The sequence below is a fragment of the Pseudomonas sp. SJZ103 genome, from assembly GCF_007828335.1.
GTDB lineage: Bacteria > Pseudomonadota > Gammaproteobacteria > Pseudomonadales > Pseudomonadaceae > Aquipseudomonas.
In genome coordinates this window covers 127,685-150,604 of the sequence record NZ_VIUN01000005.1, presented here as the reverse complement: position 1 = coordinate 150,604, position 22,920 = coordinate 127,685, and the positions used below count along the sequence as shown (strand labels likewise).

Annotated in this window: 22 protein-coding genes; 14 read left to right on the top strand and 8 right to left on the bottom strand. The window is 60.9% G+C overall.

The window, feature by feature from the left end:
• The first annotated feature begins 182 nt into the window (after positions 1-182).
• The 4 genes from FBY10_RS13870 to FBY10_RS13855 all read left to right on the top strand — a co-directional run bounded on the left by FBY10_RS13870 (position 183) and on the right by FBY10_RS13855 (position 3,717).
• Positions 183-980, top strand: coding sequence for a hydroxymethylpyrimidine/phosphomethylpyrimidine kinase (locus FBY10_RS13870; protein WP_145336714.1), 798 nt, complete (start codon positions 183-185; stop codon positions 978-980).
• Positions 981-1,012: 32 nt separating this feature from the next.
• Entirely contained in the window at positions 1,013-1,636 is a 624-nt protein-coding gene (thiE, locus tag FBY10_RS13865) for a thiamine phosphate synthase (RefSeq protein ID WP_131700114.1), read from the top strand.
• Between the two features lie 18 nt (positions 1,637-1,654).
• Complete coding sequence (gene hemL, locus FBY10_RS13860) at positions 1,655-2,938, top strand: glutamate-1-semialdehyde 2,1-aminomutase (protein ID WP_131700113.1); 1,284 nt, start codon at positions 1,655-1,657, stop codon at positions 2,936-2,938.
• Between the two features lie 224 nt (positions 2,939-3,162).
• Complete coding sequence (locus tag FBY10_RS13855) at positions 3,163-3,717, top strand: tetratricopeptide repeat protein (protein ID WP_131700112.1); 555 nt, start codon at positions 3,163-3,165, stop codon at positions 3,715-3,717.
• Here FBY10_RS13855 and FBY10_RS13850 read toward each other — a convergent pair whose 3' ends face one another.
• The 6 genes from FBY10_RS13850 to FBY10_RS13825 form a co-directional block, all read right to left on the bottom strand.
• The gene (locus FBY10_RS13850; protein ID WP_145336716.1) at positions 3,718-4,830 is read right to left on the bottom strand and encodes a succinylglutamate desuccinylase/aspartoacylase family protein; all 1,113 of its coding nucleotides are present in this window, start codon (positions 4,828-4,830) and stop codon (positions 3,718-3,720) included. It lies immediately after the preceding gene.
• Positions 4,831-4,839: 9 nt separating this feature from the next.
• On the bottom strand, positions 4,840-5,550 hold the full coding sequence (locus FBY10_RS13845) for an ABC transporter permease (RefSeq protein ID WP_145336718.1): 711 nt from the start codon (positions 5,548-5,550) through the stop codon (positions 4,840-4,842).
• Positions 5,547-6,263 carry an ABC transporter permease gene (locus tag FBY10_RS13840; RefSeq protein WP_145336720.1) on the bottom strand — a complete coding sequence of 239 codons (717 nt, stop codon included), beginning with the start codon at positions 6,261-6,263 and terminating at the stop codon, positions 5,547-5,549. Before FBY10_RS13840 ends, FBY10_RS13845 begins: the two co-directional genes overlap by 4 nt.
• Before the next feature lie 17 nt (positions 6,264-6,280).
• Entirely contained in the window at positions 6,281-7,039 is a 759-nt protein-coding gene (locus FBY10_RS13835; protein WP_131700108.1) for a transporter substrate-binding domain-containing protein, read from the bottom strand.
• A 38-nt stretch (positions 7,040-7,077) separates the two neighbouring features.
• Positions 7,078-9,132, bottom strand: coding sequence for an FAD-dependent oxidoreductase (locus FBY10_RS13830; RefSeq protein WP_145336722.1), 2,055 nt, complete (start codon positions 9,130-9,132; stop codon positions 7,078-7,080).
• 306 nt (positions 9,133-9,438) lie between these two features.
• Complete coding sequence (locus tag FBY10_RS13825) at positions 9,439-9,765, bottom strand: DUF1820 family protein (protein ID WP_003236992.1); 327 nt, start codon at positions 9,763-9,765, stop codon at positions 9,439-9,441.
• Positions 9,766-9,896: 131 nt separating this feature from the next.
• Here FBY10_RS13825 and miaB point away from each other — a divergent pair, with 131 nt between their 5' ends.
• From miaB to lnt, 5 genes are all read left to right on the top strand, one after another.
• Positions 9,897-11,225: a tRNA (N6-isopentenyl adenosine(37)-C2)-methylthiotransferase MiaB gene (gene miaB / locus FBY10_RS13820; protein WP_145336724.1), complete on the top strand. Its 1,329-nt coding sequence runs from the start codon at positions 9,897-9,899 to the stop codon at positions 11,223-11,225.
• 193 nt (positions 11,226-11,418) lie between these two features.
• Entirely contained in the window at positions 11,419-12,423 is a 1,005-nt protein-coding gene (locus FBY10_RS13815) for a PhoH family protein (protein ID WP_131700106.1), read from the top strand.
• Positions 12,416-12,874 (top strand): rRNA maturation RNase YbeY, encoded by a 459-nt coding sequence (ybeY, locus tag FBY10_RS13810; RefSeq protein ID WP_053138075.1) that lies wholly within the window; start codon positions 12,416-12,418, stop codon positions 12,872-12,874. Before FBY10_RS13815 ends, ybeY begins: the two co-directional genes overlap by 8 nt.
• Positions 12,875-12,916: 42 nt before the next feature.
• Positions 12,917-13,756, top strand: coding sequence for an HlyC/CorC family transporter (locus tag FBY10_RS13805; protein ID WP_005791724.1), 840 nt, complete (start codon positions 12,917-12,919; stop codon positions 13,754-13,756).
• 8 nt (positions 13,757-13,764) lie between these two features.
• On the top strand, positions 13,765-15,288 hold the full coding sequence (gene lnt, locus FBY10_RS13800) for an apolipoprotein N-acyltransferase (protein ID WP_145336726.1): 1,524 nt from the start codon (positions 13,765-13,767) through the stop codon (positions 15,286-15,288).
• A gap of 38 nt (positions 15,289-15,326) precedes the next feature.
• Here lnt and FBY10_RS13795 read toward each other — a convergent pair whose 3' ends face one another.
• Positions 15,327-16,085, bottom strand: coding sequence for a YdcF family protein (locus FBY10_RS13795; protein WP_145336728.1), 759 nt, complete (start codon positions 16,083-16,085; stop codon positions 15,327-15,329).
• Between the two features lie 97 nt (positions 16,086-16,182).
• On the bottom strand, positions 16,183-16,500 hold the full coding sequence (locus FBY10_RS13790) for a hypothetical protein (protein WP_053138081.1): 318 nt from the start codon (positions 16,498-16,500) through the stop codon (positions 16,183-16,185).
• Between the two features lie 261 nt (positions 16,501-16,761).
• On the opposite strand from FBY10_RS13790, the gene leuS reads away from it, so the two are divergent.
• The 5 genes from leuS (at position 16,762) to FBY10_RS13765 (ending at position 22,900) form a co-directional block, all read left to right on the top strand.
• Positions 16,762-19,368 (top strand): leucine--tRNA ligase, encoded by a 2,607-nt coding sequence (gene leuS / locus FBY10_RS13785; protein ID WP_145336730.1) that lies wholly within the window; start codon positions 16,762-16,764, stop codon positions 19,366-19,368.
• A gap of 88 nt (positions 19,369-19,456) precedes the next feature.
• Positions 19,457-20,062 (top strand): LPS assembly lipoprotein LptE, encoded by a 606-nt coding sequence (lptE, locus tag FBY10_RS13780; protein ID WP_131700101.1) that lies wholly within the window; start codon positions 19,457-19,459, stop codon positions 20,060-20,062.
• A 39-nt stretch (positions 20,063-20,101) separates the two neighbouring features.
• Positions 20,102-21,139 (top strand): DNA polymerase III subunit delta, encoded by a 1,038-nt coding sequence (gene holA / locus FBY10_RS13775; protein WP_131700100.1) that lies wholly within the window; start codon positions 20,102-20,104, stop codon positions 21,137-21,139.
• A 209-nt stretch (positions 21,140-21,348) separates the two neighbouring features.
• Entirely contained in the window at positions 21,349-21,513 is a 165-nt protein-coding gene (gene arfA / locus FBY10_RS13770; protein WP_145336732.1) for an alternative ribosome rescue factor ArfA, read from the top strand.
• Between the two features lie 61 nt (positions 21,514-21,574).
• On the top strand, positions 21,575-22,900 hold the full coding sequence (locus FBY10_RS13765; protein WP_145336734.1) for a lytic murein transglycosylase: 1,326 nt from the start codon (positions 21,575-21,577) through the stop codon (positions 22,898-22,900).
• Positions 22,901-22,920 lie beyond the last annotated feature (20 nt).

Below are 22,920 nucleotides of genomic sequence, written 5' to 3'. Positions count from 1 at the left end.
ACTTTAGCATAGCCACCAAAGGCCATTGGACACCATTGAAATAATTTTCCTTAACGCTCTAGAACAAGGCTTTCAGCGCTTTTTGCGAGAAGAAAAGCGCCAAAAAATCGTCATTCTTTGGACAAAATTCAACCATCGCCCGAAGGCCCCGCCAAAAGCGTTTGGTGGTAAGCTCGCGCACCATGAATATCTACAGCTCTCGCCCCGTTGTCCTCTGTCTCTCCGGCCATGATCCCAGTGGTGGCGCCGGCTTGCAGGCAGATATCGAAGCCCTGCTCGCCCAAGGCTGCCACGCGGCTCCGGCCGTCACTGCCCTGACTGTGCAGAACACCGTCAATGTCAGCGATTTCCGCGTGCTCGACCGTGAGTGGGTACTGGCCCAGGCCAATGCCGTACTCGACGACTCCGAAGTGGCGGCGGTCAAGCTGGGCATGCTCGGCTCTACCGCAATGGTCGACACCGTGGTCGAACTGCTGCAGGCGCACCCGCACCTGCCGGTCGTGTGCGACCCGGTGCTGCGCGCCGGCGGCGGCGGCAGCCTGGGCAAGGACGAAGTCGGCTATGCCATGCGCGAGCGGCTGCTGCCGCTGTCGCTGATCGCCACGCCGAACCTGCCTGAAGCCCGTATCCTCGCCGAGCTGCCCGAGGGCACCGCCGACGAATGTGCCGAGAAGCTGTTGCCGTTTATCAAGCATCTGTTGATCACCGGCGGCCATGGCGATGAGCACGAAGTGCACAACCGCCTCTACAGCCGTGATGGCACGCGCCAGACCTTTACCTGCCAGCGCCTGCCCGGCAGCTATCACGGTTCGGGCTGCACCCTGGCCAGCGCCCTGGCCGGACGGATCGCCCAAGGCGAAGGGCTGGTGAGTGCGGTGCAGTCGGCACTTAACTACACTTGGCGCACCCTGCGTGACGCCGAACAACTCGGCCAGGGCCAGTTTGTACCGCGCCGTCTGCCGCTGGATTTCTGTTCGTAACTTTCTGCTCTTAAAAGCAAGAGGCCTGCCCGATGAAACTACGTGGCCTTTACGCCATTACCGACAGCCAACTGTTGGCCGGCAAGTTCCTCGCCTACGTCGAAGCGGCATTGGACGGTGGCGTGACCCTGCTGCAGTACCGCGACAAAAGTAGCGACGAAGCCCGGCGCCTGCGCGAAGCCGAAAAACTGCGGGAGCTGTGCTCGCGCTACAAGACCCAGCTTATTATCAATGATGACTTTGACTTGGCCGCGCGCCTGGGCGTCGGCGTGCACCTGGGCCAGACCGACGGCCCACTGACGCCGGCCCGTGCGCTGCTCGGTTCCAAGGCGATCATCGGCGCCACCTGCCACGGCCAGATCGAACTGGCCGAACAGGCGGCAAAAGAAGGCGCCAGTTATGTCGCCTTCGGCCGCTTCTTCAATTCCAACACCAAGCCGGGCGCTCCGGCCGCCACCGTTGAAATGCTCGCCGAGGCCCGCAAGCGCCTGCATGTGCCGATCTGCGTGATCGGCGGCATCACCCTGGAGAACGCCGGACCGCTGGTGGCTCATGGTGCCGACCTGCTGGCCGTGGTCCACGGCCTGTTCGGTGCCGACAGCACCCAGGAAGTCACGCGCCGCGCCCGCGCCTTCAACGAACTCATCAAATCCTGAATTCAGAGAGCCCTCACCATGTCTCGTTCCGAAACCCTGTTTGCCAATGCCCAGAAACACATCCCCGGCGGTGTGAACTCCCCCGTGCGTGCGTTCAAGAGCGTGGGCGGCACGCCGTTGTTCTTCAAGCATGCCGAAGGCGCCTACGTCACCGACGAAGATGACAAGCGCTACGTGGATTACGTCGGTTCCTGGGGGCCGATGATCCTCGGCCATAGCCACCCGGACGTGCTGGACGCCGTGCGCAAGCAACTGGAACACGGCTTGTCCTACGGCGCGCCGACCGCCATGGAAACCGAGATGGCCGATCTGGTCTGCAGCATCGTGCCGTCGATGGAGATGGTGCGCATGGTCAGCTCCGGCACCGAAGCCACCATGAGCGCGATCCGCCTGGCCCGTGGTTTCACCGGCCGCGACAGCATCATCAAGTTCGAAGGCTGCTACCACGGCCATTCCGACAGCCTGCTGGTCAAAGCCGGTTCCGGCGCGCTGACCCAAGGCGTACCCAGCTCGGCCGGCGTACCGGCAGCGTTCGCCAAACACACCCTGACCCTGCCGTTCAACGACATCGGTGCCGTCGAGCAGATGCTCAGTGAAGTCGGCCAGGACGTGGCGTGCATCATCGTCGAGCCGGTGGCCGGCAACATGAACTGCGTGCCACCTGCCCCTGGCTTTCTGCAAGGCCTGCGCGAACAATGCGACAAGCACGGCGTAGTGCTGATTTTCGACGAAGTGATGACCGGCTTCCGCGTTGCCCTCGGCGGTGCCCAGGCGCACTACGGCGTCACACCGGACCTGAGCACGTTCGGCAAGATCATCGGTGGCGGCATGCCCGTGGGCTGCTTCGGCGGCAAACGCGAAATCATGCAGCACATCGCGCCGCTGGGCCCGGTGTACCAGGCCGGCACACTCTCGGGTAACCCTCTGGCCATGGCGGCCGGCCTGACCACCCTGCGCCTGATCAGCCGCCCGGGCTTCCACGCCGAGCTGACCGACTACACCACCCGCCTGCTGGACGGCCTGCAACAGCGCGCCGATGCCGCCGGTATCCCGTTCGTGACCACGCAAGCGGGCGGCATGTTTGGCCTGTACTTCAGCGGCGCCGATGACATCGTCACCTTTGATGATGTGATGGGCAGCGATGCCGACCTGTTCAAGCGCTTCTTCCACCTGATGCTGGAGGGCGGCGTGTACCTGGCGCCGAGTGCCTTCGAAGCCGGTTTTACCTCGATCGCCCATGGCGATGCCGAGCTGAAACTGACCCTGGATGCCGCCGAGCGCGCGTTTGCCGCACTGAAATAGCCGCTGAAAAATCTGGCGTTGCTGTAGGCGGCGTCAGATTTGCTACTTTGCTGACAGGCATTTCCTTATTTTTCCGAGAATTTACCTGCAATCCGGCAGATAACTTGCCCAAGCAGCAGAAAAACGAGTAAAGACTTTGTAAGCAGAGGCCTGCTTATTTCATAATGCGCGCTTATTGGATCCCGAGAGGATCCGCGCGCCCCGTCAGAGGTAAGTCGATTCCCATGAAACGCACCGGCCGCGCCCTGGTACTGGGCTGCCTGTTGCTCCTTCAGCCGCTGCTGGCACATGCCCAGGCAGGCGGCAACTCGTTGTTAATTCCAGCGATGGGTCGTTGCACCCTCAATACCCAGCCAGACAGCCAGGCCGAAGCCCTGAGCGCGTGTCAGAAACAGGCCGACGGCGGGGATGCGCAGGCGCAATACGAGTTGGGCGAGTACTACCACGACAGCAAAAACCCGGCCCGTGACCTCAACAAAGCCTTGAGCTACTTCGAGAAAGCCTCGTTGCAAGGCCACGCCCAGGCGCAATTCCAATTGGGTACCATGTTCTTCAAAGGCGAAGGCGTGCCCGCCAATAACGTCCAGGCCTATATCGTGCTGAAAATGGCCGCGGTCAACGGCGCTGAAGACGCGCTGGACACCGCCGACGAAGTCGCCGAGCACATGCAACGCGATGAATTGGAAGTGGCCACCCAGGTCCTGGGGCAGATTTTCCGCAACTACCTGCTGGAGCTGCAGAGTGCCGATGGGCGCTCGCCCTTCTCACCCCTGCCCTGATCAAGGCGATAACAGATAACCCTGTCGATATGCCTTCGGGCCTGCGACATGAGCAATCGTCATACCAGCGGTAGCCATTCGCCGTAGTGACCGAACATACAAAAGCCCCCCGCGCGTACAAATGACCGGAGTTACGTGGTCGGTGATCGGATCAATGATTTCGGCCAGGACTTGCCCCGCCTCCAGGGAATCGCCCACCTGCGCGCAAAACACAATCAAACCTCCCACCGGACTGATCACGGGCTCTACCCCGGCCAACGGCGTCGGCGCGTGGAGTAATGGCGGCGGGGGCGGCGCATGGCCATCAATGGCTCCGCGCTGAATCAGGTAGTTAATCAGTGCCTGGCAATCCTGCCGCGCCAGGCCGTGGTCCACATCGGCAACACCTCGCAATTCCACCGTCACCGCGAACCCCGGCGCTGTAAAGCGCCCGGTAAACCGCGCCTGCATCTGCGCCCAGAACAACGTAAAGCACTCATCGAACGACTGCCCTCCTGCCTCCTTGGTGAGAAAGCATGCCCTGGCGCCCAGGTAGCGAGCCAAGGGCTCCACCTGTGACCAGAAATCCGGTGACAGGTACAAGTGCTGCACGGCTTCGAAATCACAATGCAGGTCCAGTACGATATCAGCGTCACAGGCCAGCGTTTGCAGGACCAAGCGCATCGATTGCAACTGCGTCGCCGGTACTTGGCAGGCAAGCGTTTGCCGCAGGCTGGAACGGATCAGTTGCAGATTGTTGGCAGGATCATCGGTCAACAGGTCTTGCACGCAATCACCGACCTGCTGGCTCACATCAAGGAAGAAACGGTTGAAGTTCTCCCGGCTATCGTTATCGAAGCGCCCCTGAGGCACGTCCATCAGCACCTGTTCCAACCCCAGCGGATTGGCCAACGGCACCAGCACAACCGACCAACGCAACAATCCGGCCGCCTCCAGCTGCGCCAACCGTTGCTTCAGATGCCATAGGACCAGCATCCCCGGCAACTCATCGGCATGCAGCGAGGCCTGGAGGTAGACCTTGCCAGGCGCATTGTCTGGACCGTAATGAAAGCTATGGATCTGTCGTGCCGTACCCGGCACAGCCGCCAGTAACTCGTGTATGTGAGCCTGCATATCGGCCTCCTATCGGCCTGGATCAAGAAAGCGCAGCCAACGCCGTTCTGCCAGGCGAAACAGACCGACCAAGGCAAAGGTGATGCACAGGTAAAGGACTGCGGCGAGGCCGAAGGATTGGAAGGTCAGGAAGGTGGCAGCGTTGGCATCCCGGGCCACTTTGAGGATGTCCGGCACGGTGGCCGTAAACGCCAACGTGGTGGAATGCAGCATGAAAATCACTTCATTGCTGTAGTAGGGCAATGCGCGGCGCAGGGCCGAAGGCATGATCAAGTGGACATACAGCTTCCAACCATCGAACCCCAAGGACCGCGCAGCCTCGATTTCACCGCGCGGCATCGCTCGAATCTCACCCGCCAGTATTTCCGTGGTGTAGGCCGCGGTATTCAGGGCGAACGCCAACAGCGTGCAGTTCAGTGCCTCGCGGAAAAACCCATCCAGCAGTGGTTGCTCACGAACCGCAGCAATGCTGTAGATACCGGTGTAGAAGATGAGCAACTGGATATACAGCGGCGTGCCGCGAAACAGATAGGTGAAGCTTTGCACCGGCCAACGCCACCGGCGCCGGGAGGACGCCCTGGCAATGGACAGTGGCAGTGCAAGCAGCAGGCCGAAACACAGCGAGGCACTGGTCAGCCACAGGGTCATGGCCAGGCCTGTCAGTTGTTGACCGTCGGAATAGAGCAACGGCCGCCAGTACTCCTGGATCAACTCGATCATCGTGATGACTCCTGCACACCGCCGCAGTAGCGACGCGCCAACCAGCGCAACGCGAGGCTTGAAACGCTGCTGAGCAACAGGTAGACCGATGCCGCCATCAGCAAAAAGGCCAACACCTGTTGGCTGCTCTTGCCCGCTACCTGGGCCACCTTGATCAAATCCGCCAGGCCGATGATCGATACCAGCGCAGTGGCCTTGAGCAAAACCATCCAGTTATTGCCCAGCCCTGGCAGGGCGAACCGCATCATTTGCGGGAATATCACGTGCACGAAAGCTTGGCTGAAAGTCATGCCCAAGGCCTTGGCGGCTTGGAACTGACCGCGAGGCACGGCCAGCAAGGCGCCGCGAAAGGTTTCGGTGAAATAGGCGCCGTAGATAAACCCCAAGGTGAGCACTCCTGCGCTGAAAGGGTCGATTTCGATGTAGGCCCAGCCCAGTTCCTGCGTCAGACGACTCAAGCCGGTTTGTGCCCCGTAGAAAATCAACAACATCAAAAGCAGGTCCGGCACCCCACGGATCAGGGTGGTGTAGAGCTGTGCGCAGAAGCGCCAAGCCCTGCACCCGGACAGCTTGGCGCCTGCACCCACCAGGCCGAATACCAGCCCCAACAGCAGTGATAACAACGCCAGTTGCAGTGTGATCCAGACACCGTGCAACAACAGCGGCGCGAAATCGTCCAAGGTTGCAGCGAATTGCGTGAAGGTCGGTAGCATGGTTGGGGCCTCGCCGATCATTGACCGCTGAACATATCCACACCCGGAAAGTACTGTTCTTGCAGCCGGGCATAGGTGCCATCGACGTGCAGGGCGGCCAACCCGTTGTCTAGCAAGGCTTTCAACACGTGGTTGCCCTTGGCGATACCGATAGCACTTTGGGAGGGCATCAGTTCGCTTTCAATCAACGGCCCCAGCACGAACCCCGCGCCTTGGGGCAGGCGCAAAAATCCGCTTTGCGCCTGCTGGGCATCCTGCAGCGAAGCCTGCAAACGTCCCGCTACCAGATCGGCGTAGACCTGCTCCTGATCGGCGTACGCCACGACCTTCATGCCCTGTTTAACGAGCACTTGGCGGGCGTAAGTTTCTTGAGTACTGCCCTGCAAATAGCCCACGGCCGTACCCTTGGCCAGCTCAGTGCCGGGGCGGAATACCATGGCAGTAGGGCTGGAAAACACCTCTGAGGAAAAATCGATCACCTTTTGCCGTGCTTCGGTGACCGTCATTGAAGCCAGGATCGCGTCGATCTTGCCGGCGTTCAGGCTCGGGACCATTCCGTCGAAGTCGCTCTCGACCCACTGGCAGCGAATATTCAAATGTGCGCAAACAGCATTGCCTATATCAACTTCGAAACCAGTCAAAGTTCCCGTCCGGTCCTTATAGGCAAACGGAGCATAGTTGGGGTCGACACCGAAACGAATTACCGTATATTCGTCGGCAACGAGTGGCGCGCTTATAAAGAACAGAGCAAATAACATCAGGATTATTTTTTTCATTATTGTATTCCTCGTTATTAATGAAACAGCAATATCCGCTACACCTCGATCAACGGAATTTCTCGACGTACAAATAAAGAATCAGCAGGCGCATCGAACTCTCGTGCCATTCGATGCCCCGAATAGACCGCAGCGGCTATCGTGCCGGGTGCCATGCAGTCGCCGATCAACGACAGCGTGCTGATGCCGGCCGCACGCAGGTGCTCGGGCGCGTTATTCAACGCGTTAAACAGCGTCTGCTCGGGTTCGCGGGACGTGACCAACAACAGGGACGCTGCTGGAATAAAGCGAGTTCGCTCGGTGTAGACGCACCCGGCCAGCACACCTTCCGGCATACCGCTGACCAGTGTGTGGGACGGGATGATCGTGACATTCAACTCCAGCAGCCGACGCTGGATGCGATGCTGCTCCAGGGTGTTGTGGGTCCACGCCGCCACATCCGCCGCCGGGGTGACGAATACCACGTCCACGCCCCGCGCCACCAAGTGCTCGGCCAATACACTGCCCATGTAATAGTGATCGTCGTCGAACAGCAGCACCGGTGAAGGCGGCAGTACACCCGCCATCAGATCGTCCGGCGTCAGCACGGGCAGGCATTCCAGACCCGGTAAGGTGCACCGCAGGGCGCGCCCCAGCCCGTCCCGCCGCCAGCGAGAGCCGGTGGCGATAAACACATGTTCGGCAGCAAAGTCGAGGATGTCCTGGGCCTGCAATGGGCTTTCCCGATATATCTCGACCGATGCCAGGCGGCTCAAGGCATCCAGTCGATAGTCGATGACTCGCGCCCAACTCGCCAGCCCCGGAAGCCGGGCCTCCAAGGCTACGCGTCCGCCCAGCGTGCGCTGGCTGTCTACAAGCGCAACGTCCATCCCTCGCGCGCCCAGTATCCGCGCGCACTCAAGCCCTGCAGGGCCGGCGCCGACCACCAGGGCGCGCCCAGGCTCATACGTACGCTTCACCGACTCGGGGTGCCAGCCGCGCCGCCACTCCTCGCCCATGGTTGGATTCTGAGTACAACGCAAAGGCGTGCTGGTGTGATCGCCACTGACACACACATTGCAGCCAATGCATTCACGGATCTCTTCAGCGCGCCCCTCTTCAATCTTTTTTGGCAGGAAAGGATCGGCAATCGAAGGGCGGGCCGCGCCAATGAGGTCGAGAACGCCACGGCGGACCATGGAGACCATAGTGTCCGGCGAGGTGAACCGCCCGACGCCGACTACCGGCTTGCAAGTCAACGCCTTGAGCCCCAGCAGGAAGGCCTCTTGATAACCTTCCGAGGCAAAGCGCGCGGTGACGCTGTCGTTGGCCCAATCGGCGACATTTACATCCCACAGGTCCGGCAAGTTCGCCAGCATCGAGAAAATTTCAGTACCTTCGCCCTCGCGACACAGACCGCCGGCCATCTGCTCATCCACCGCCAGGCGCACCGCCACGGCGCACCGATCACCGACCGCATCGCGGGTGTCTTCAATCAATTCGCGCAACAGGCGCACGCGGTTTTCCAGTAGGCCGCCGTACTCATCGGTGCGCCGGTTATTACGCGGCGTGAGGAAATGGAATGGCACGCTCAGGTCATGCCCGGCATAGACATAAATGATGTCAAAACCCGCGTCCCGCGCCCGCAGGGCGGCTGCGCGGTGCATGGCGCGTAACTGCTGGATATCGGCACGACTCATGGCCCGCGCCTGCACGGGGTCATAACCACGCACTGGCGTATTGGAGGGCGCCCAGGGGATTTCACGGCTGTAGCGGTTGGGCGCGGAGTAACCATTGAACGCCAACTCGACGCCGGCCAGTGAACCGTACTCGTGGACCGCCTCACACATCCGAGCGAGTGCCGGAATGTCGCGTTCATCCCACAAACGCGCCTCTATGTAGGGAGAGAACTCGCTCAGCGGGCTGATCTCACATTCTTCGGTACAGACCACGCCCCACCCTCCCTCGGCTTTTACGCCGCGCATACGGGCCATGGCCGACGGATGCACATGACCCATGCCATTACAGTGGGGAACTTGATAAAAACGGTTGCGGGTGCGAACCGGGCCTATTTGTACCGGTTCAAACAGAATGTCATAACGAGGATCGCGCACAAGGCTACTCCCGAACAGATAAGTCCGTTGATGACTGCGTGAAAAGAAACTCGGCGTTAACTAATAGCGTGGCGTAATAGTGCAACAGTGCGCTAATGCCCACGCGCTTCAAAAGCAAACTTTTTTGACGGCTCATTAATGAACAAGCGAAACTAAAACGCCACTGAAACAGGGGAAACGTCGAGGCACTTTCTTATTGGTATATTCATGACGCCCTCTCTGCATAAACAAAATCTGCTATTTTTCAAACAAAATGTCTATGCACGAGAGAGCAAAATCAGAAACGCCCTACAAAATAGTTGAAATTCACTTTTCAGGCATCGGCATCGGAAACGGCATGACATTGCTCACGCCCCGGGCTTCGCTGATTTTCGGCGTGCCCAGGCGCTCGACTTCGTCGATGCGCACAATCGAATGCATCGGCACAAAACTGCGCACCACACCTTCGAACTGGGCCTTGAGTTTTTCCTCGCCCGGATCGACGACCAGCTGCGTGCGCTCGCCAAAGACGAACTCTTCCACTTCCAGGAAGCCCCACAGATCACTTTGATAGATCTGCTTGGCGTACATTTCGAACACCTGGCCCTGGTTGAGGAAAATCACCTTATAGATTGGAGCTTCACGTTTGGTCATGGTGGGTGAGGAACACATGGGGGATATAAAAGAGGGCGCGAACTATAGCATGGCACCCGATGCACAGCGCTAGGAACCGATGGGCATGACCCCTATAATGCGCGGTTCTTTACCACCAGTTGACGATTCCCATGGCCAAGAAGCTTTATATCGAAACCCACGGTTGCCAGATGAACGAGTACGACAGCTCGCGCATGGTCGACCTGCTGGGTGAACACCAGGCCCTGGAAGTCACCGCCCGCGCCGAAGATGCCGACGTGATCCTGCTCAATACCTGCTCGATCCGTGAGCGAGCCCAGGACCGTGTGTACTCGCAGCTGGGCCGCTGGCGCGAATTGAAACTGGCCAACCCCGACATGGTGATCGCCGTCGGCGGTTGCGTGGCCAGCCAGGAAGGCGCCGCGATCCGCGACCGTGCGCCGTATGTCGACGTGGTCTTCGGCCCACAGACCCTGCACCGCCTGCCGGAAATGATCGACGCCGCACGCATCACCAAGCTGCCCCAGGTCGACGTCTCGTTCCCGGAAATCGAAAAATTCGACCACCTGCCCGAGCCGCGCATCGACGGGCCGAGCGCCTACGTGTCGGTGATGGAAGGCTGCAGCAAGTACTGCACCTTCTGTGTGGTGCCCTACACCCGTGGTGAAGAAGTCAGCCGGCCGTTTGACGACGTGCTCGCAGAAATCATCCACCTGGCCGAAAACGGCGTGCGCGAAGTGACCCTGCTGGGCCAGAACGTCAACGGCTATCGCGGCCTGACCCACGACGGGCGCCTGGCTGACCTGGCGGAGTTGATCCGCGTGGTCGCTGCGGTGGATGGCATCGAGCGCATTCGCTACACCACCTCGCACCCGCTGGAATTCTCCGACAGCCTGATCCAGGCCCATGCCGAAGTGCCGGAACTGGTCAAGCACCTGCACTTGCCGGTGCAGTCGGGCTCGGACCGCATCCTCTCGGCGATGAAGCGCAACCACACCGCCCTGGAATACAAATCCAAACTGCGCAAATTGCGCGCAGCGGTGCCAGGCATCTGCATCAGCTCAGACTTTATCGTCGGCTTCCCCGGCGAAACCGAGAAAGACTTCCAGCAGACCATGAAGCTGATCGAAGACGTCGGTTTCGACTTCTCCTACTCGTTCGTCTACAGCCAGCGCCCAGGCACCCCGGCGGCGGACCTGTTGGACGAAACGCCGGAAGCGCTGAAAAAAGAGCGCTTGAACGCGCTGCAACATCGCCTTAACCAGCAGGGTTTCGAGATCAGCCGACAAATGGTCGGTTCGATCCAGCGCATCCTGGTCACCGACTACTCGAAAAAAGACCCTGGCGAATTGCAGGGCCGCACCGAGAACAATCGGATCGTCAACTTCCGTTGCGATAGTCCAACCCTGATCGGCCAATTTGCCGATGTGCACATCGATGCGGCGCAACCGCACTCGTTGCGTGGGTCGCTGGTGCAATAAGCGTGGGAGGGGGCTTGCCCTCGATGGCGGCGAATCAGAGCACTCATTGATTGCCGGCACACCGCTATCGGGGGCAAGCCCCCTCCCACATTGGAACCGTGCAACATTCCAATGACGTAAGTGCTTTCGTACCCGCGTCACTGGCGTTATCCTCTCTTTCACTTAAACAGCCAAAGGGCGGCTAAAAGCAACCTTGAACGCACCCATAGCAGAACCCCATCGTTTTCTCCTCGAGCCCTTTGAGGCTCGCCGTTTCGCCAACCTGTGCGGACAGTTCGACGAGCACCTGCGCCTGATCGAACAACGCCTGAGCATCGAGATCCGCAATCGCGGCAATCAGTTCGAGCTTATTGGCGACCCCCAACACACCACGTCTGCAGAAAACCTGCTGCGTCGCCTCTATCGCGAGACCAAGGGCAGTGAACTGTCGCCGGAAACGGTGCACCTGTACCTGCAGGAGTCCGCCGTGGAAGACCTGGCCAACAACCCGGTGGCCGAAGCCAGCGTGGCCCTGCGTACCAAAAAAGGCATGATTCGCCCTCGCGGCTTGAATCAGCAGCGCTACGTCAAGGAAATCCTCGGCAACGACATCAACTTCGGCATCGGACCCGCCGGTACCGGCAAGACCTACCTGGCCGTGGCCTGTGCGGTCGACGCTCTGGAGCGCGAGCAAGTACGCCGTATCCTGCTGGTGCGCCCAGCGGTGGAGGCCGGTGAAAAACTCGGCTTCCTGCCCGGCGACCTGGCCCAGAAGATCGACCCGTACCTGCGCCCGCTCTACGACGCGCTGTACGAGATGCTCGGCTTTGAATACGTGGCCAAGCTGATCGAGCGCCAGGTGATCGAGATCGCTCCGCTGGCCTACATGCGCGGCCGCACCTTGAACAACAGTTTCATCATCCTCGACGAAAGCCAGAACACCACCGTCGAGCAGATGAAGATGTTCCTCACCCGGATCGGTTTCGGCTCCACCGCCGTGATCACCGGTGACGTCACCCAGGTCGACCTGCCCAAAGGCACCAAGTCCGGCCTGGCCCAGGTGATCGAGGTGCTCAAGGATGTGCCGGGTATCAGCTTCACGCACTTCATGCCCAAGGACGTGGTCCGCCACCCACTGGTGCAGCGCATTGTCGAAGCCTATGAGCGCTTCGACCACCGCGATGACGCACCGGCCAAGGACGTTCGCCGCGATGCTTGAGCTTGACCTGCAGCTGGCCACCGAAGCGCCCGCCCCCAGTGAAGAACAGTTCCGGCAATGGTGCGCCCTGGCCCTGCGCCAGCGCACCGCCGACTCGGAACTGACCATCCGCCTGGTGGACGAGCCCGAGGGTCGCGAACTGAATCACACCTGGCGCCAGAAGGACTACGCGACCAACGTGCTGTCGTTTCCCGCTGACGTACCCGATGAGTTACTGGACATCCCCTTGCTGGGCGACCTGGTGATCTGCGTCGAGGTGGTCGAGCGTGAAGCGAAGGAACAAGGCAAGGAACTCGAGGCTCACTGGGCCCATCTAGTCATCCACGGCTGCTTGCATCTCTTGGGTTACGACCATATAGACGATGAAGAAGCCGAGGAAATGGAAGCGCTGGAACGAACGTTGCTTGCAGAATTGGGTCACCCTGATCCGTATGCAGACGACGAAAACTGATCAACACTCAACTGTCACATCAAAGGATTTAGAGTAATCGCTATGAGCGAAGACCGATCGAGCAACGGGCAAAAGTCATGGCTGGGTAAACTGACCCAGGCTTTTGCCCACGAGCCGAAAAACCGCCAGGAGCTGCTGGAGCTGCTGCGCGAGGCCCATCAGAACAAGTTGCTGGACAGCGAAGCGCTGGCCATCGTCGAAGGCGCCATCCAGGTGGCTGACCTGCAGGTTCGGGACATCATGGTCCCGCGTTCGCAGATGATCAGCATCAAGGCGACCCAGACCCCACGGGAATTCCTCCCGGCCGTGATCGACTCGGCGCACTCGCGCTACCCGGTGATCGGTGAAAGCCATGACGACGTCATGGGTGTCCTGCTGGCCAAGGACCTGCTGCCGCTGATCCTCAAGGAGAACGGTGACAGCTTCAACATCAAGGACCTGCTGCGTCCGGCCACCTTCGTGCCCGAATCCAAGCGCCTGAATGTGCTGCTGCGCGAATTTCGCGCCAACCACAATCACATGGCCATTGTGATCGACGAATACGGCGGCGTGGCGGGCCTGGTGACCATCGAAGACGTGCTGGAACAGATCGTCGGCGACATCGAAGATGAGCACGACGTCGAAGAAGACAGCTACATCAAGCCGCTGCCCAGTGGTGACTTCCTGGTCAAGGCGCTGACGCCGATCGAGAACTTCAACGAGTTCTTCGACAGCGAATTCTCCGACGATGAGTTCGACACCGTCGGTGGCCTGGTAATGAGTGCGTTCGGGCATCTGCCAAAGCGTAACGAAACCACCGAGATCGGCGCCTATCGCTTCCGCATCCTGAATGCCGACAGCCGCCGCATCCACTTGATTCGCCTGACACCTATAGCCCGCTAAGGATTGATATGCGCCGTCTGACCCGCCCCGGCTGGCCCGGTAATTTGCTGGCCGTGGTGGCCGGCGCCATCACCACCCTGGCGCTGGCGCCGTTCGACCTGTGGCCATTTGCACTGGTCGCGGTCGGATTGTTCTATATCGGACTGCGGGAACTGACGCCGCGTCAGGCCTTGGGCCGTGGTTGGTGCTTCGGTTTCGGGCTGTTTGGCGCCGGTACCAGCTGGATCTATTACAGCATCCACCACTTCGGCGGCGCTTCGGTGCTGCTGGCGGGGTTCCTGATGCTGTTGTTCACCGCCGCCATTGCCTGGTTCTTCGCCCTGCCCGCCTGGCTATGGGCGCGCTGGTTGCGTCGCAATGAAGCACCGTTGGCAGATGCGCTCACGTTTGCCGCATTGTGGGTCGGCCAGGAAGCCTTTCGCGGCTGGTTCCTCACCGGATTCCCGTGGCTGTACTCCGGTTACAGCCAGCTCGACGGCCCACTCACCGGCCTGGCGCCAGTGGGCGGCATGTGGCTGATTTCGTTTGCCCTGGCACTGACGGCGGCCCTGTTGTGCAACCTGCCGCGCCTGCTGGCGTCCAAGCGCAATGCATTTATCGGCGCTGGCCTGGTGTTGCTGGTAGCGCCCTGGGCCATCGGCCTGGCGCTCAAGCATCATGCCTGGACCACGCCTTCCGGCGCGCCGCTGACCGTCGCTGCGATCCAGGGCAACGTCGAACAAAGCATGAAGTGGGACCCTGAGCAGCTCAATGCGCAGCTCGCGCTGTACCGCGACATGAGCTTCAGCTCCAAGCCGGTCGACCTGTTGGTGTGGCCGGAAACGGCGGTGCCGGTGCTCAAGGAGTCCGTCGAGGGCTACCTGGGGATGATGGGCAAGTTTGCGGCCGACCGGCACACCGCGTTGATCACCGGCGTGCCGATACGCCAGGAAGTGCATCACCAGAAGCGCTACTTCAACGGCATCACCGTGGTGGGTGAAGGTGACGGCACCTACCTCAAGCAGAAGCTGGTGCCGTTTGGCGAGTACGTGCCGCTGCAGGATATGTTGCGCGGCCTGATTGCCTTCTTCGACCTGCCCATGTCGGACTTCGCCCGCGGCCCTGCCGACCAGCCGATGCTGCAAGCCAAGGGCTATCAGATTGCGCCGTTCATTTGCTACGAAGTGGTGTACCCGGAATTCGCCGCCGGCCTTTCAGCCCAGAGCGACCTGCTGCTGACCATCAGCAATGACACCTGGTTCGGCCGCTCCATCGGCCCCTTGCAGCACCTGCAAATGGCGCAGATGCGTGCACTGGAGGCTGGCCGTTGGATGATCCGCGCCACCAATAATGGCGTGACCGGGTTGATCAACCCGTTTGGGCAGATCACCGTGCAGATCCCGCAGTTCGAACGCGGCATTCTCTACGGCGAAGTGGTGCCAATGCACAACCTGACGCCGTACCTGCAATGGCGCTCGTGGCCGCTGATCATCGTGTGCCTGGGGTTGTTTGGTTGGGCGTTGCTGGCAGGCCGGATGTCAAAAACCGTCTAACAGACAATGCACAACCAATGTGGGAGGGGGCGGTGTTATCAATAGAACAACCGATACCCCACCTGCCCCACCGCCTCGTTGATCAATTGCCCGCTCTGCCACACCGACTTGAACTCCGGCAGCCAGCCGCCCAGCGGCCGGGCGTTATCCACGCCCAGGAACCCCACCGGCGCCGGCACCACGGTGAAGCCGGCCTGTTCAAAACTCCACACCGAACGCGGCATGTGCCAGGCCTGGGTCACGACCACCACACGCTTGATGCCCTCAGGCAATAGAATCTCGGCACTCATCTGCGCGTTTTCCCAGGTGGTGCGGCTGCGCTCTTCCCTCCAGCGCACAGCAACGCCGAAGTCATCCTGCATCGACACCGCCATCAATTGCGCCTCGCTGGGCGGCGTGCCGTAATGCAGGCCGCCGGTCGTCAACACCGGCAGCCCGGAGGCCTTGGCCAATCGCGCGGCATACCGTTGGCGCTCCAGGCCGATACCGGTCGGCTGATCAGAACCCCATGCCGGGTCGCCGCGCTCGCGTCCCGAGCCCAACACCACAATGGCGTCGGCGCGCTGGGCCAGGGTCGACCAGTCTTCACGGGCCAACGGCGGTTCGGCCTCCAGGGCACGCGCGCCCCACTCCACCGTCACCGGCAGGCTGATCAACCACATGCCGCCAAACCCCAGGGCAAAGCAACAGCCGGCCAAACGTGGGCGACTGCGACGAAACCACCAGGCAAGGGCCAGCAGCAGCAAGAGGATGCCGGGTGGCAGGAGCAGTTGTTTGATGAAATAACGAATAGGCATCGGGCATCTCCAAAGATGCCCGAAGCCTAAGGTGTAACGGGGTTCAGCGACACTCTTTACAGTGACATGGCACGATGACGTGATTCAGGCGAGTGAACTACTTGAAGCGGGCGGACCGGAGCCTTTCCGGGCCACGACCGGCCGACAAGTCCTTGAGCCACACCACCTTGGCTGAGTGCGTAGGTTCTTTGGCTGGCGGGGTTGCCACCCAAGGAGGCGCACTGCGCTTGTTACGTTCCAGGTAAGCTTTGATCAGTTCCAGCTCCGCACGGCTCAAACCGCGCAGTTCCAACTCGACGGGCCGTTCATCACGCAATCGGCCCGCGGTCCTCGCTGCATCCAATGCACGACCCAATCGGTCGATCAGTCCTTCGTAGATTTCCGGTTTCGTTGCGATTCGCTGCGATTCGACCATCCCCTCACCTCATTGAAGAAAGACTTGCTCCCCAATAAACAGCGTAGTCCCCGTGGCTGCGCCTGCCCGGCGCCGCGACAGACGGCCCTCGCCGCGCAATCAGGGTTTCCCTCGATAGAGTGGGGTCATGTATGCTACGGCGCTTCCTGTAACTCCACTTCCCGCAGGGTTTGGGCACGGACGCGCCGCTTTTTGGTGTCGAACAACCTGAACGTTGCACCGAAGAGGATTAGGCCACCCCTATTCAGTTCAAAAGTAGCCATGCACGAACAATATCAGCCCCGTGAAATAGAAAATGCCGCCCAAACCTTCTGGGACGAGCAAAAGTCCTTTGAAGTCAGTGAACAGCCAGGCAAGGAGACTTTCTATTGCCTATCGATGTTCCCTTACCCCAGCGGCAAGCTACACATGGGGCATGTGCGTAACTACACCATCGGCGACGTGATCTCCCGCTACCAGCGCATGCAAGGCAAGAACGTCCTGCAGCCCATGGGTTGGGACGCCTTCGGCATGCCGGCGGAAAACGCCGCGATGAAAAACAACGTGGCCCCCGCCAAGTGGACCTACGAAAACATCGCCTACATGAAGACCCAGCTGCGCAGCCTGGGCCTGGCGGTGGACTGGTCCCGCGAAGTCACCACCTGCAAGCCGGACTACTACCGCTGGGAACAATGGCTGTTCACCCGCCTGTTCGAAAAAGGCGTGATCTACAAAAAAAGCGGCACCGTGAACTGGGACCCTGTCGACCAGACCGTCCTGGCCAACGAACAGGTGATCGACGGTCGCGGCTGGCGCTCCGGCGCGCTGATCGAAAAGCGCGAAATCCCGATGTACTACTTCAAGATCACCGCCTACGCGGATGAACTCTTGTCGAGCCTCGACGATTTGCCGGGCTGGCCTGAACAGGTCAAGACCATGCAGCGCAACTGGATCGGCAAGTCCAAGGGCATGGAAGTGCAGTTCCCGTACAACGTCGACTCCATCGGCGAAGCGGGCGCACTCAAAGTCTTCACCACCCGTCCCGACACCCTGATGGGCGCGACCTACGTCGCCGTGGCCGCCGAGCACCCGCTGGCCACCCAGGCCGCACAGAACAACCCCGAGCTGCAGGCGTTCATCGCCGAATGCAAAGGCGGCAGCGTGGCTGAAGCCGACGTCGCCACCCAGGAGAAAAAAGGCCTGCCGACCGGCCTGTTCGTCGAGCACCCGCTGACCGGCGAGAAGTTGCCGGTATGGGTCGCCAACTACGTGTTGATGCACTACGGTGATGGCGCAGTAATGGCTGTGCCGGCCCACGACGAGCGCGATTTCGAATTCGCCACCAAGTACAGCCTGCCGATCAAGTCGGTGGTGCGCACCAGTTCGGGCGACACCAACCCGGCGCCGTGGCAAGACGCCTACGGCGAGCACGGTACGCTGATCAACTCCGGTGAGTTCGACGGCCTGGACTTCGCCGGTGCCTTCGACGCCATCGAAGTTGCACTGATCAAGAAGAACCTCGGTGCCTCGCGCACCCAGTTCCGCCTGCGCGACTGGGGCATCAGCCGCCAGCGCTACTGGGGCTGCCCGATCCCGATCATCCACTGCGAAACCTGCGGTGACGTGCCGGTGCCGGAAGACCAACTGCCGGTCGTCCTGCCGGAAGACGTGGTGCCGGACGGCGCCGGTTCGCCATTGGCACGCATGCCTGAGTTCTACGAGTGCGACTGCCCGAAATGCGGCCAGCCGGCCAAGCGTGAAACCGACACCATGGACACCTTCGTCGAGTCCTCGTGGTACTACGCTCGCTACGCGTCGCCTCATTACGAAGGCGGCCTGGTGGAAAAATCCGCAGCCGACCACTGGTTGCCGGTAGACCAGTACATCGGTGGTATCGAACACGCCATTCTGCATCTGCTGTACGCGCGCTTCTTCCACAAGCTGATGCGCGACGAAGGCCTGGTGAGCTCCAACGAACCGTTCAAGAACCTGCTGACCCAGGGCATGGTGATCGCCGAGACCTACTATCGTCGCGAAGCCAATGGCGCCTACACCTGGTTCAACCCAGCGGACGTCGAGCTTGAGCGCGACAGCAAAGCCAAGGTCATCAGCGCCAAACTGATCGCTGACGGCCTGCCGGTGGAAATCGGCGGCACCGAGAAGATGGCCAAGTCGAAGAACAACGGCGTCGACCCTCAGTCAATGATTGATCAGTTCGGCGCCGATACCTGCCGCCTGTTCATGATGTTCGCTTCGCCGCCTGACATGAGCGCCGAATGGTCCGACTCCGGCGTCGAAGGTTCGCACCGTTTCCTCAAGCGCGTCTGGCGCCTGGCGCACGCCCATGTCAGCCAGGGCCTGCCGGCCAAGCTCGACGTAGCGTCGTTGAGCGACGAGCAGAAACTCATTCGCCGCAGCACTCACCTGGCCATCAAGCAAGCCAGCCAGGACGTGGGCCAGAACCACAAGTTCAACACCGCCATCGCCCAGGTGATGACGCTGATGAACGTGCTGGAAAAAGCCCCGCAAGCGACCGAACAGGATCGCGCACTGGTGCAGGAAGGCCTGGAAACGGTCACCCTGCTGCTGGCGCCGATCACGCCGCACATCAGCCACGAACTGTGGAGCCGCCTGGGCCATAGCGACGCGGTCATCGATGCACGCTGGCCGGTGCAGGATGACAGCGCCCTGGTACAGGACACGCTGCAACTGGTCATCCAGGTCAACGGTAAACTGCGCGGCCAGATCGACATGCCGGCCAGTGCCAGCCGTGAAGAAGTCGAAGCGGCCGCACGGGTCAACGAGAACGTGCTGCGTTTTACCGAAGGCCTGACGATCCGCAAAGTGATCGTGGTGCCTGGCAAACTGGTCAATATCGTCGCTAGCTAATCGGATCGGGCGTGGGGCTCAAGCCCTGCGCCGAACAAAGCCTTCAGGGCCTCGATAAGGCCCACATGGTTTCAAGGGGAGCAACAAAATGATCAAACGCAATCTGCTGGTTATGGGCCTTGCCGTACTGCTGAGCGCTTGCGGCTTCCAGCTGCGCGGCACCGGCACCAATGACCTGACGATCAAGGAACTGGACGTCAGCGCTCGCGACGCCTACAGCGAAACAGTGACCCAGCTGCGCCAGGTCCTGGAAAACAGCGGCGTGCACGTCTACACCGGCGCCACCTACAAGCTGTTCCTGGCTAACGAGAAAGAAACCCAGCGCAACCTGAGCTACGCCAGCGCCGGGCGCGCGTCCGATATAGAACTGAGCACCGTGCTCAGTTTTGAAGTCCAGGGCCGCGATCGCCTGCCCTTGATGAACGACGACATTCAGGTGCAGAAGATTGTCAGCCACGATGGTAACAACCTGGTGGGTTCGGACTCCGAAATCATCCAGGTGCGCAAGGAGATGCGTCGCGAGCTGGTGCAACGCATGGTCCTGCGCCTGTCGCTGCTGACTCCGCAACAACTCGAAACCTTGCAGCAACGCGCTGACGACAAGGCCAAGGCCGATGCCGACGCGCTGAAAGCAGCGAAAGAGTACGAAGACAACACGCCGAAACAGTCGCCTGTTGAAGTACCTGTCGAGTAAGCCAGACGGGGCGCCCCAGGCGCCCCGTTCACCCTGCCTATGAAACTCGCCCCCGCCCAACTCGCCAAACACCTGCAAGGTGGCCTCGCGCCTGTCTACATCGTCAGCGGTGATGACCCGCTGCTGTGCCAGGAAGCCGCCGACGCCATCCGTACCGCCGCACGCCAGCAGGGCTTCGATGAACGCCAGGTATTCAGCGCCGACGCCAGTTTCGACTGGGGCACGCTGCTGCAAGCCGGTGCAAGCATGTCGCTGTTCGCCGAAAAACGCCTGCTGGAGCTGCGCCTGCCTTCGGGCAAGCCCGGCGATAAGGGCGCGGCGGCACTGATGGAATACTGCTCGCGGCCCGCCGAAGACACGGTGTTGCTGATCAGCTTGCCCAAGCTCGACGGCAGCGCGCAGAAGACCAAGTGGGGCAAGGCCCTGGTGGAGGGGGCGCAGACCCAGTTCATCCAGATCTGGCCAGTGGACAGCAATCAGTTGCCGCAATGGATTCGCCAGCGCCTGTCCCAGGCGGGGCTGTCCGCGACACAGGATGCAGTGGAGCTGATCGCCGCGCGGGTCGAAGGCAACTTGCTTGCCGCCGCCCAGGAGATCGAAAAGCTCAAGCTGATGGCCGAAGACGGGCAGATTACCGTCGAGACCGTCCAAGGCGCAGTAGCAGACAGTGCACGTTTTGACGTGTTCGGGCTGGTGGATGCGATCCTCAACGGCGAGCCCGCCCATGCCCTGCGCATGCTCGAAGGCCTGCGCGGCGAAGGGGTGGAGCCACCGGTGATTCTCTGGGCCCTGGCCCGGGAGCTACGGGTATTGGCCAATATTGCCCTGCAATACAGCCAGGGCACGCCGCTGGACAAGTGCTTCAGCCAGGCTCGGCCACCGGTGTGGGACAAGCGCAAACCCCTTATGAGCAAAGCCCTGCAACGGCACTCGGCGCAACGCTGGGCGCAGCTGTTGCTGGAGGCGCAGCGCATTGATGCACAGATCAAGGGCCAGGCGGCGGGTTCACCGTGGATGAGCCTCAGCCGTTTGTCGCTGTTGATGGCCGGTCAGCGCCTGACATTACCAGCGGAATAACCCTAGTTTCCACACACCACAGAACCAATGTGGGAGGGGGCTTGCTCCCGATGGCGGCGCTGAAGTCGACACATGTATTGACTGAAACACCATCATCGGGGGCAAGCCCCCTTCCACACTTTTGATTGCGTTTACAATTCATGGGCTTTACAGCGGCCTGACTTCGGCAGATTATTTGCGCCGCATCCCCCCCATCAAGAGCATCGACCATGAGCAAAAAGCCATCCAAGCATGGCCCCAACAAGGCCAAATCCACCATCGCCCAGCCACTGTTCCGCAGCCGTCAGGAACGCGCCGGCAAGGGCAAAGGCAGCTACCGCCGCGAAGCCTTCCAGTCTAATAGCTGGGAGGCTTCTTACTTTCTGGCTGCCTGAAGGCAAGCGCCCCTCTGGCATGATAAGGTCTGTGCCTGATTTGTAATTCCTGGACCTGTGCATGCCCTCTTGTCTTTCCCGTCGTTGGCACCTTCGCCAATTGATCGCTGCCTCCAGCCTCATTCTGCTTGTCGCCTGCGCGGAAAAACCCACCGCCGCCGATGCCCAACCCTTGCCGAAGCTCCAGACCGCACCCGTGGTAGCACCTGCCGTCGTGGCCCCCCTGGCCGTGGACAATCTCGACATCCAACCGACCCAGACCTTTGCTGAATGGCAGGCTGGCTTTCGCGCGCAAGCCCTGCAGGCCGGCATCACGGCCGACGTTTTCGACACTGCATTCGCCAATGTCACCCCCGATATGGCGGTGATCCGCGCCGACCGCAGCCAGCCGGAGTTTTCCCGACCGGTGTGGGAATACCTCGACGGCGCCCTGTCGCCGCTGCGCGTACGTAATGGCCAGGCGTTGCTGGTCAAGTACGCCGACATCCTGCAAAGCATCGAGCAGCGTTATGGTGTCGACCGCCAGGCGCTGGTCTCGGTGTGGGGCATGGAGAGTAACTTCGGCCAGTTCCAGGGCAACAACTCGGTGATCCGCTCCCTGGCGACCCTGGCCTATGAAGGCCGCCGCCCGGCCTTTGCCCAGGCGCAATTGCTCGCGGCGTTGCAGATCATCCAGCACGGCGACATCGCCGCCGACCAGATGAAGGGCTCCTGGGCCGGGGCCATGGGCCAGACCCAATTCATTCCGACCACTTACAACACCCACGCGGTAGACTTCGATGGCGACGGTCGCCGCGACATCTGGAACAGCCCGGCCGACGCCCTCGCGTCCACCGCGCACTACCTGCAAAGCTCCGGTTGGCAGAAAGGCCAGCCGTGGGGCTTTGAAGTCAAGCAATTGCCGGCGAACTTCGACTACACCCTGGCTGACGGCGGCGTGCGCAAGAGCATTGCCGATTGGATGAAACTGGGCATTCAGATGCCACCGGGCGCGAGCATGCCGCCGAACGTCGACCAACTGTCCGCCGCCCTGCTGCTACCGGCAGGCTACCGTGGCCCGGCGTTCCTGGTGCTGGATAACTTCCGCGCGATCCTCAAGTACAACAACTCGTCGTCCTATGCACTGGCAGTGGGTCTGTTGTCGGAGCGCTTTGGCGGCGGTGGTGTGATTCGTGGCGATTGGCCAAAGGATGAACTGCCACTGAGCCGTTCCCAGCGCATTGACCTGCAGACGGCGCTGAGCGCCAATGGCTACGACGCCGGCAACCCGGATGGGATTATTGGCGCAAACACGCGCAAGGCGATTCGGGCGGCGCAGCAGACGCTGGGCTGGCCGGCGGATGGGTATCCGACGGTGAAATTGCTGGAGTCGCTGCAAAACCGATAGATCCGCGTATGGCGACTACC

What these genes read in the sequence shown, in the direction of transcription:
- FBY10_RS13805 (WP_005791724.1), top strand. Translation starts at nt 12,917, where the DNA reads ATGAGCGAAGACCGATCGAGCAACGGGCAAAAGTCATGGCTGGGTAAA.
- FBY10_RS13765 (WP_145336734.1), top strand. Translation starts at nt 21,575, where the DNA reads ATGCCCTCTTGTCTTTCCCGTCGTTGGCACCTTCGCCAATTGATCGCT.
- ybeY (WP_053138075.1), top strand. Translation starts at nt 12,416, where the DNA reads ATGCTTGAGCTTGACCTGCAGCTGGCCACCGAAGCGCCCGCCCCCAGT.
- miaB (WP_145336724.1), top strand. Translation starts at nt 9,897, where the DNA reads ATGGCCAAGAAGCTTTATATCGAAACCCACGGTTGCCAGATGAACGAG.
- FBY10_RS13870 (WP_145336714.1), top strand. Translation starts at nt 183, where the DNA reads ATGAATATCTACAGCTCTCGCCCCGTTGTCCTCTGTCTCTCCGGCCAT.
- arfA (WP_145336732.1), top strand. Translation starts at nt 21,349, where the DNA reads ATGAGCAAAAAGCCATCCAAGCATGGCCCCAACAAGGCCAAATCCACC.
- FBY10_RS13850 (WP_145336716.1), bottom strand. Translation starts at nt 4,830, where the DNA reads ATGCAGGCTCACATACACGAGTTACTGGCGGCTGTGCCGGGTACGGCA.
- FBY10_RS13840 (WP_145336720.1), bottom strand. Translation starts at nt 6,263, where the DNA reads ATGCTACCGACCTTCACGCAATTCGCTGCAACCTTGGACGATTTCGCG.
- lnt (WP_145336726.1), top strand. Translation starts at nt 13,765, where the DNA reads ATGCGCCGTCTGACCCGCCCCGGCTGGCCCGGTAATTTGCTGGCCGTG.
- lptE (WP_131700101.1), top strand. Translation starts at nt 19,457, where the DNA reads ATGATCAAACGCAATCTGCTGGTTATGGGCCTTGCCGTACTGCTGAGC.
- FBY10_RS13855 (WP_131700112.1), top strand. Translation starts at nt 3,163, where the DNA reads ATGAAACGCACCGGCCGCGCCCTGGTACTGGGCTGCCTGTTGCTCCTT.
- FBY10_RS13835 (WP_131700108.1), bottom strand. Translation starts at nt 7,039, where the DNA reads ATGAAAAAAATAATCCTGATGTTATTTGCTCTGTTCTTTATAAGCGCG.
- FBY10_RS13790 (WP_053138081.1), bottom strand. Translation starts at nt 16,500, where the DNA reads ATGGTCGAATCGCAGCGAATCGCAACGAAACCGGAAATCTACGAAGGA.
- FBY10_RS13825 (WP_003236992.1), bottom strand. Translation starts at nt 9,765, where the DNA reads ATGACCAAACGTGAAGCTCCAATCTATAAGGTGATTTTCCTCAACCAG.
- thiE (WP_131700114.1), top strand. Translation starts at nt 1,013, where the DNA reads ATGAAACTACGTGGCCTTTACGCCATTACCGACAGCCAACTGTTGGCC.
- leuS (WP_145336730.1), top strand. Translation starts at nt 16,762, where the DNA reads ATGCACGAACAATATCAGCCCCGTGAAATAGAAAATGCCGCCCAAACC.
- FBY10_RS13795 (WP_145336728.1), bottom strand. Translation starts at nt 16,085, where the DNA reads ATGCCTATTCGTTATTTCATCAAACAACTGCTCCTGCCACCCGGCATC.
- hemL (WP_131700113.1), top strand. Translation starts at nt 1,655, where the DNA reads ATGTCTCGTTCCGAAACCCTGTTTGCCAATGCCCAGAAACACATCCCC.
- holA (WP_131700100.1), top strand. Translation starts at nt 20,102, where the DNA reads ATGAAACTCGCCCCCGCCCAACTCGCCAAACACCTGCAAGGTGGCCTC.
- FBY10_RS13845 (WP_145336718.1), bottom strand. Translation starts at nt 5,550, where the DNA reads ATGATCGAGTTGATCCAGGAGTACTGGCGGCCGTTGCTCTATTCCGAC.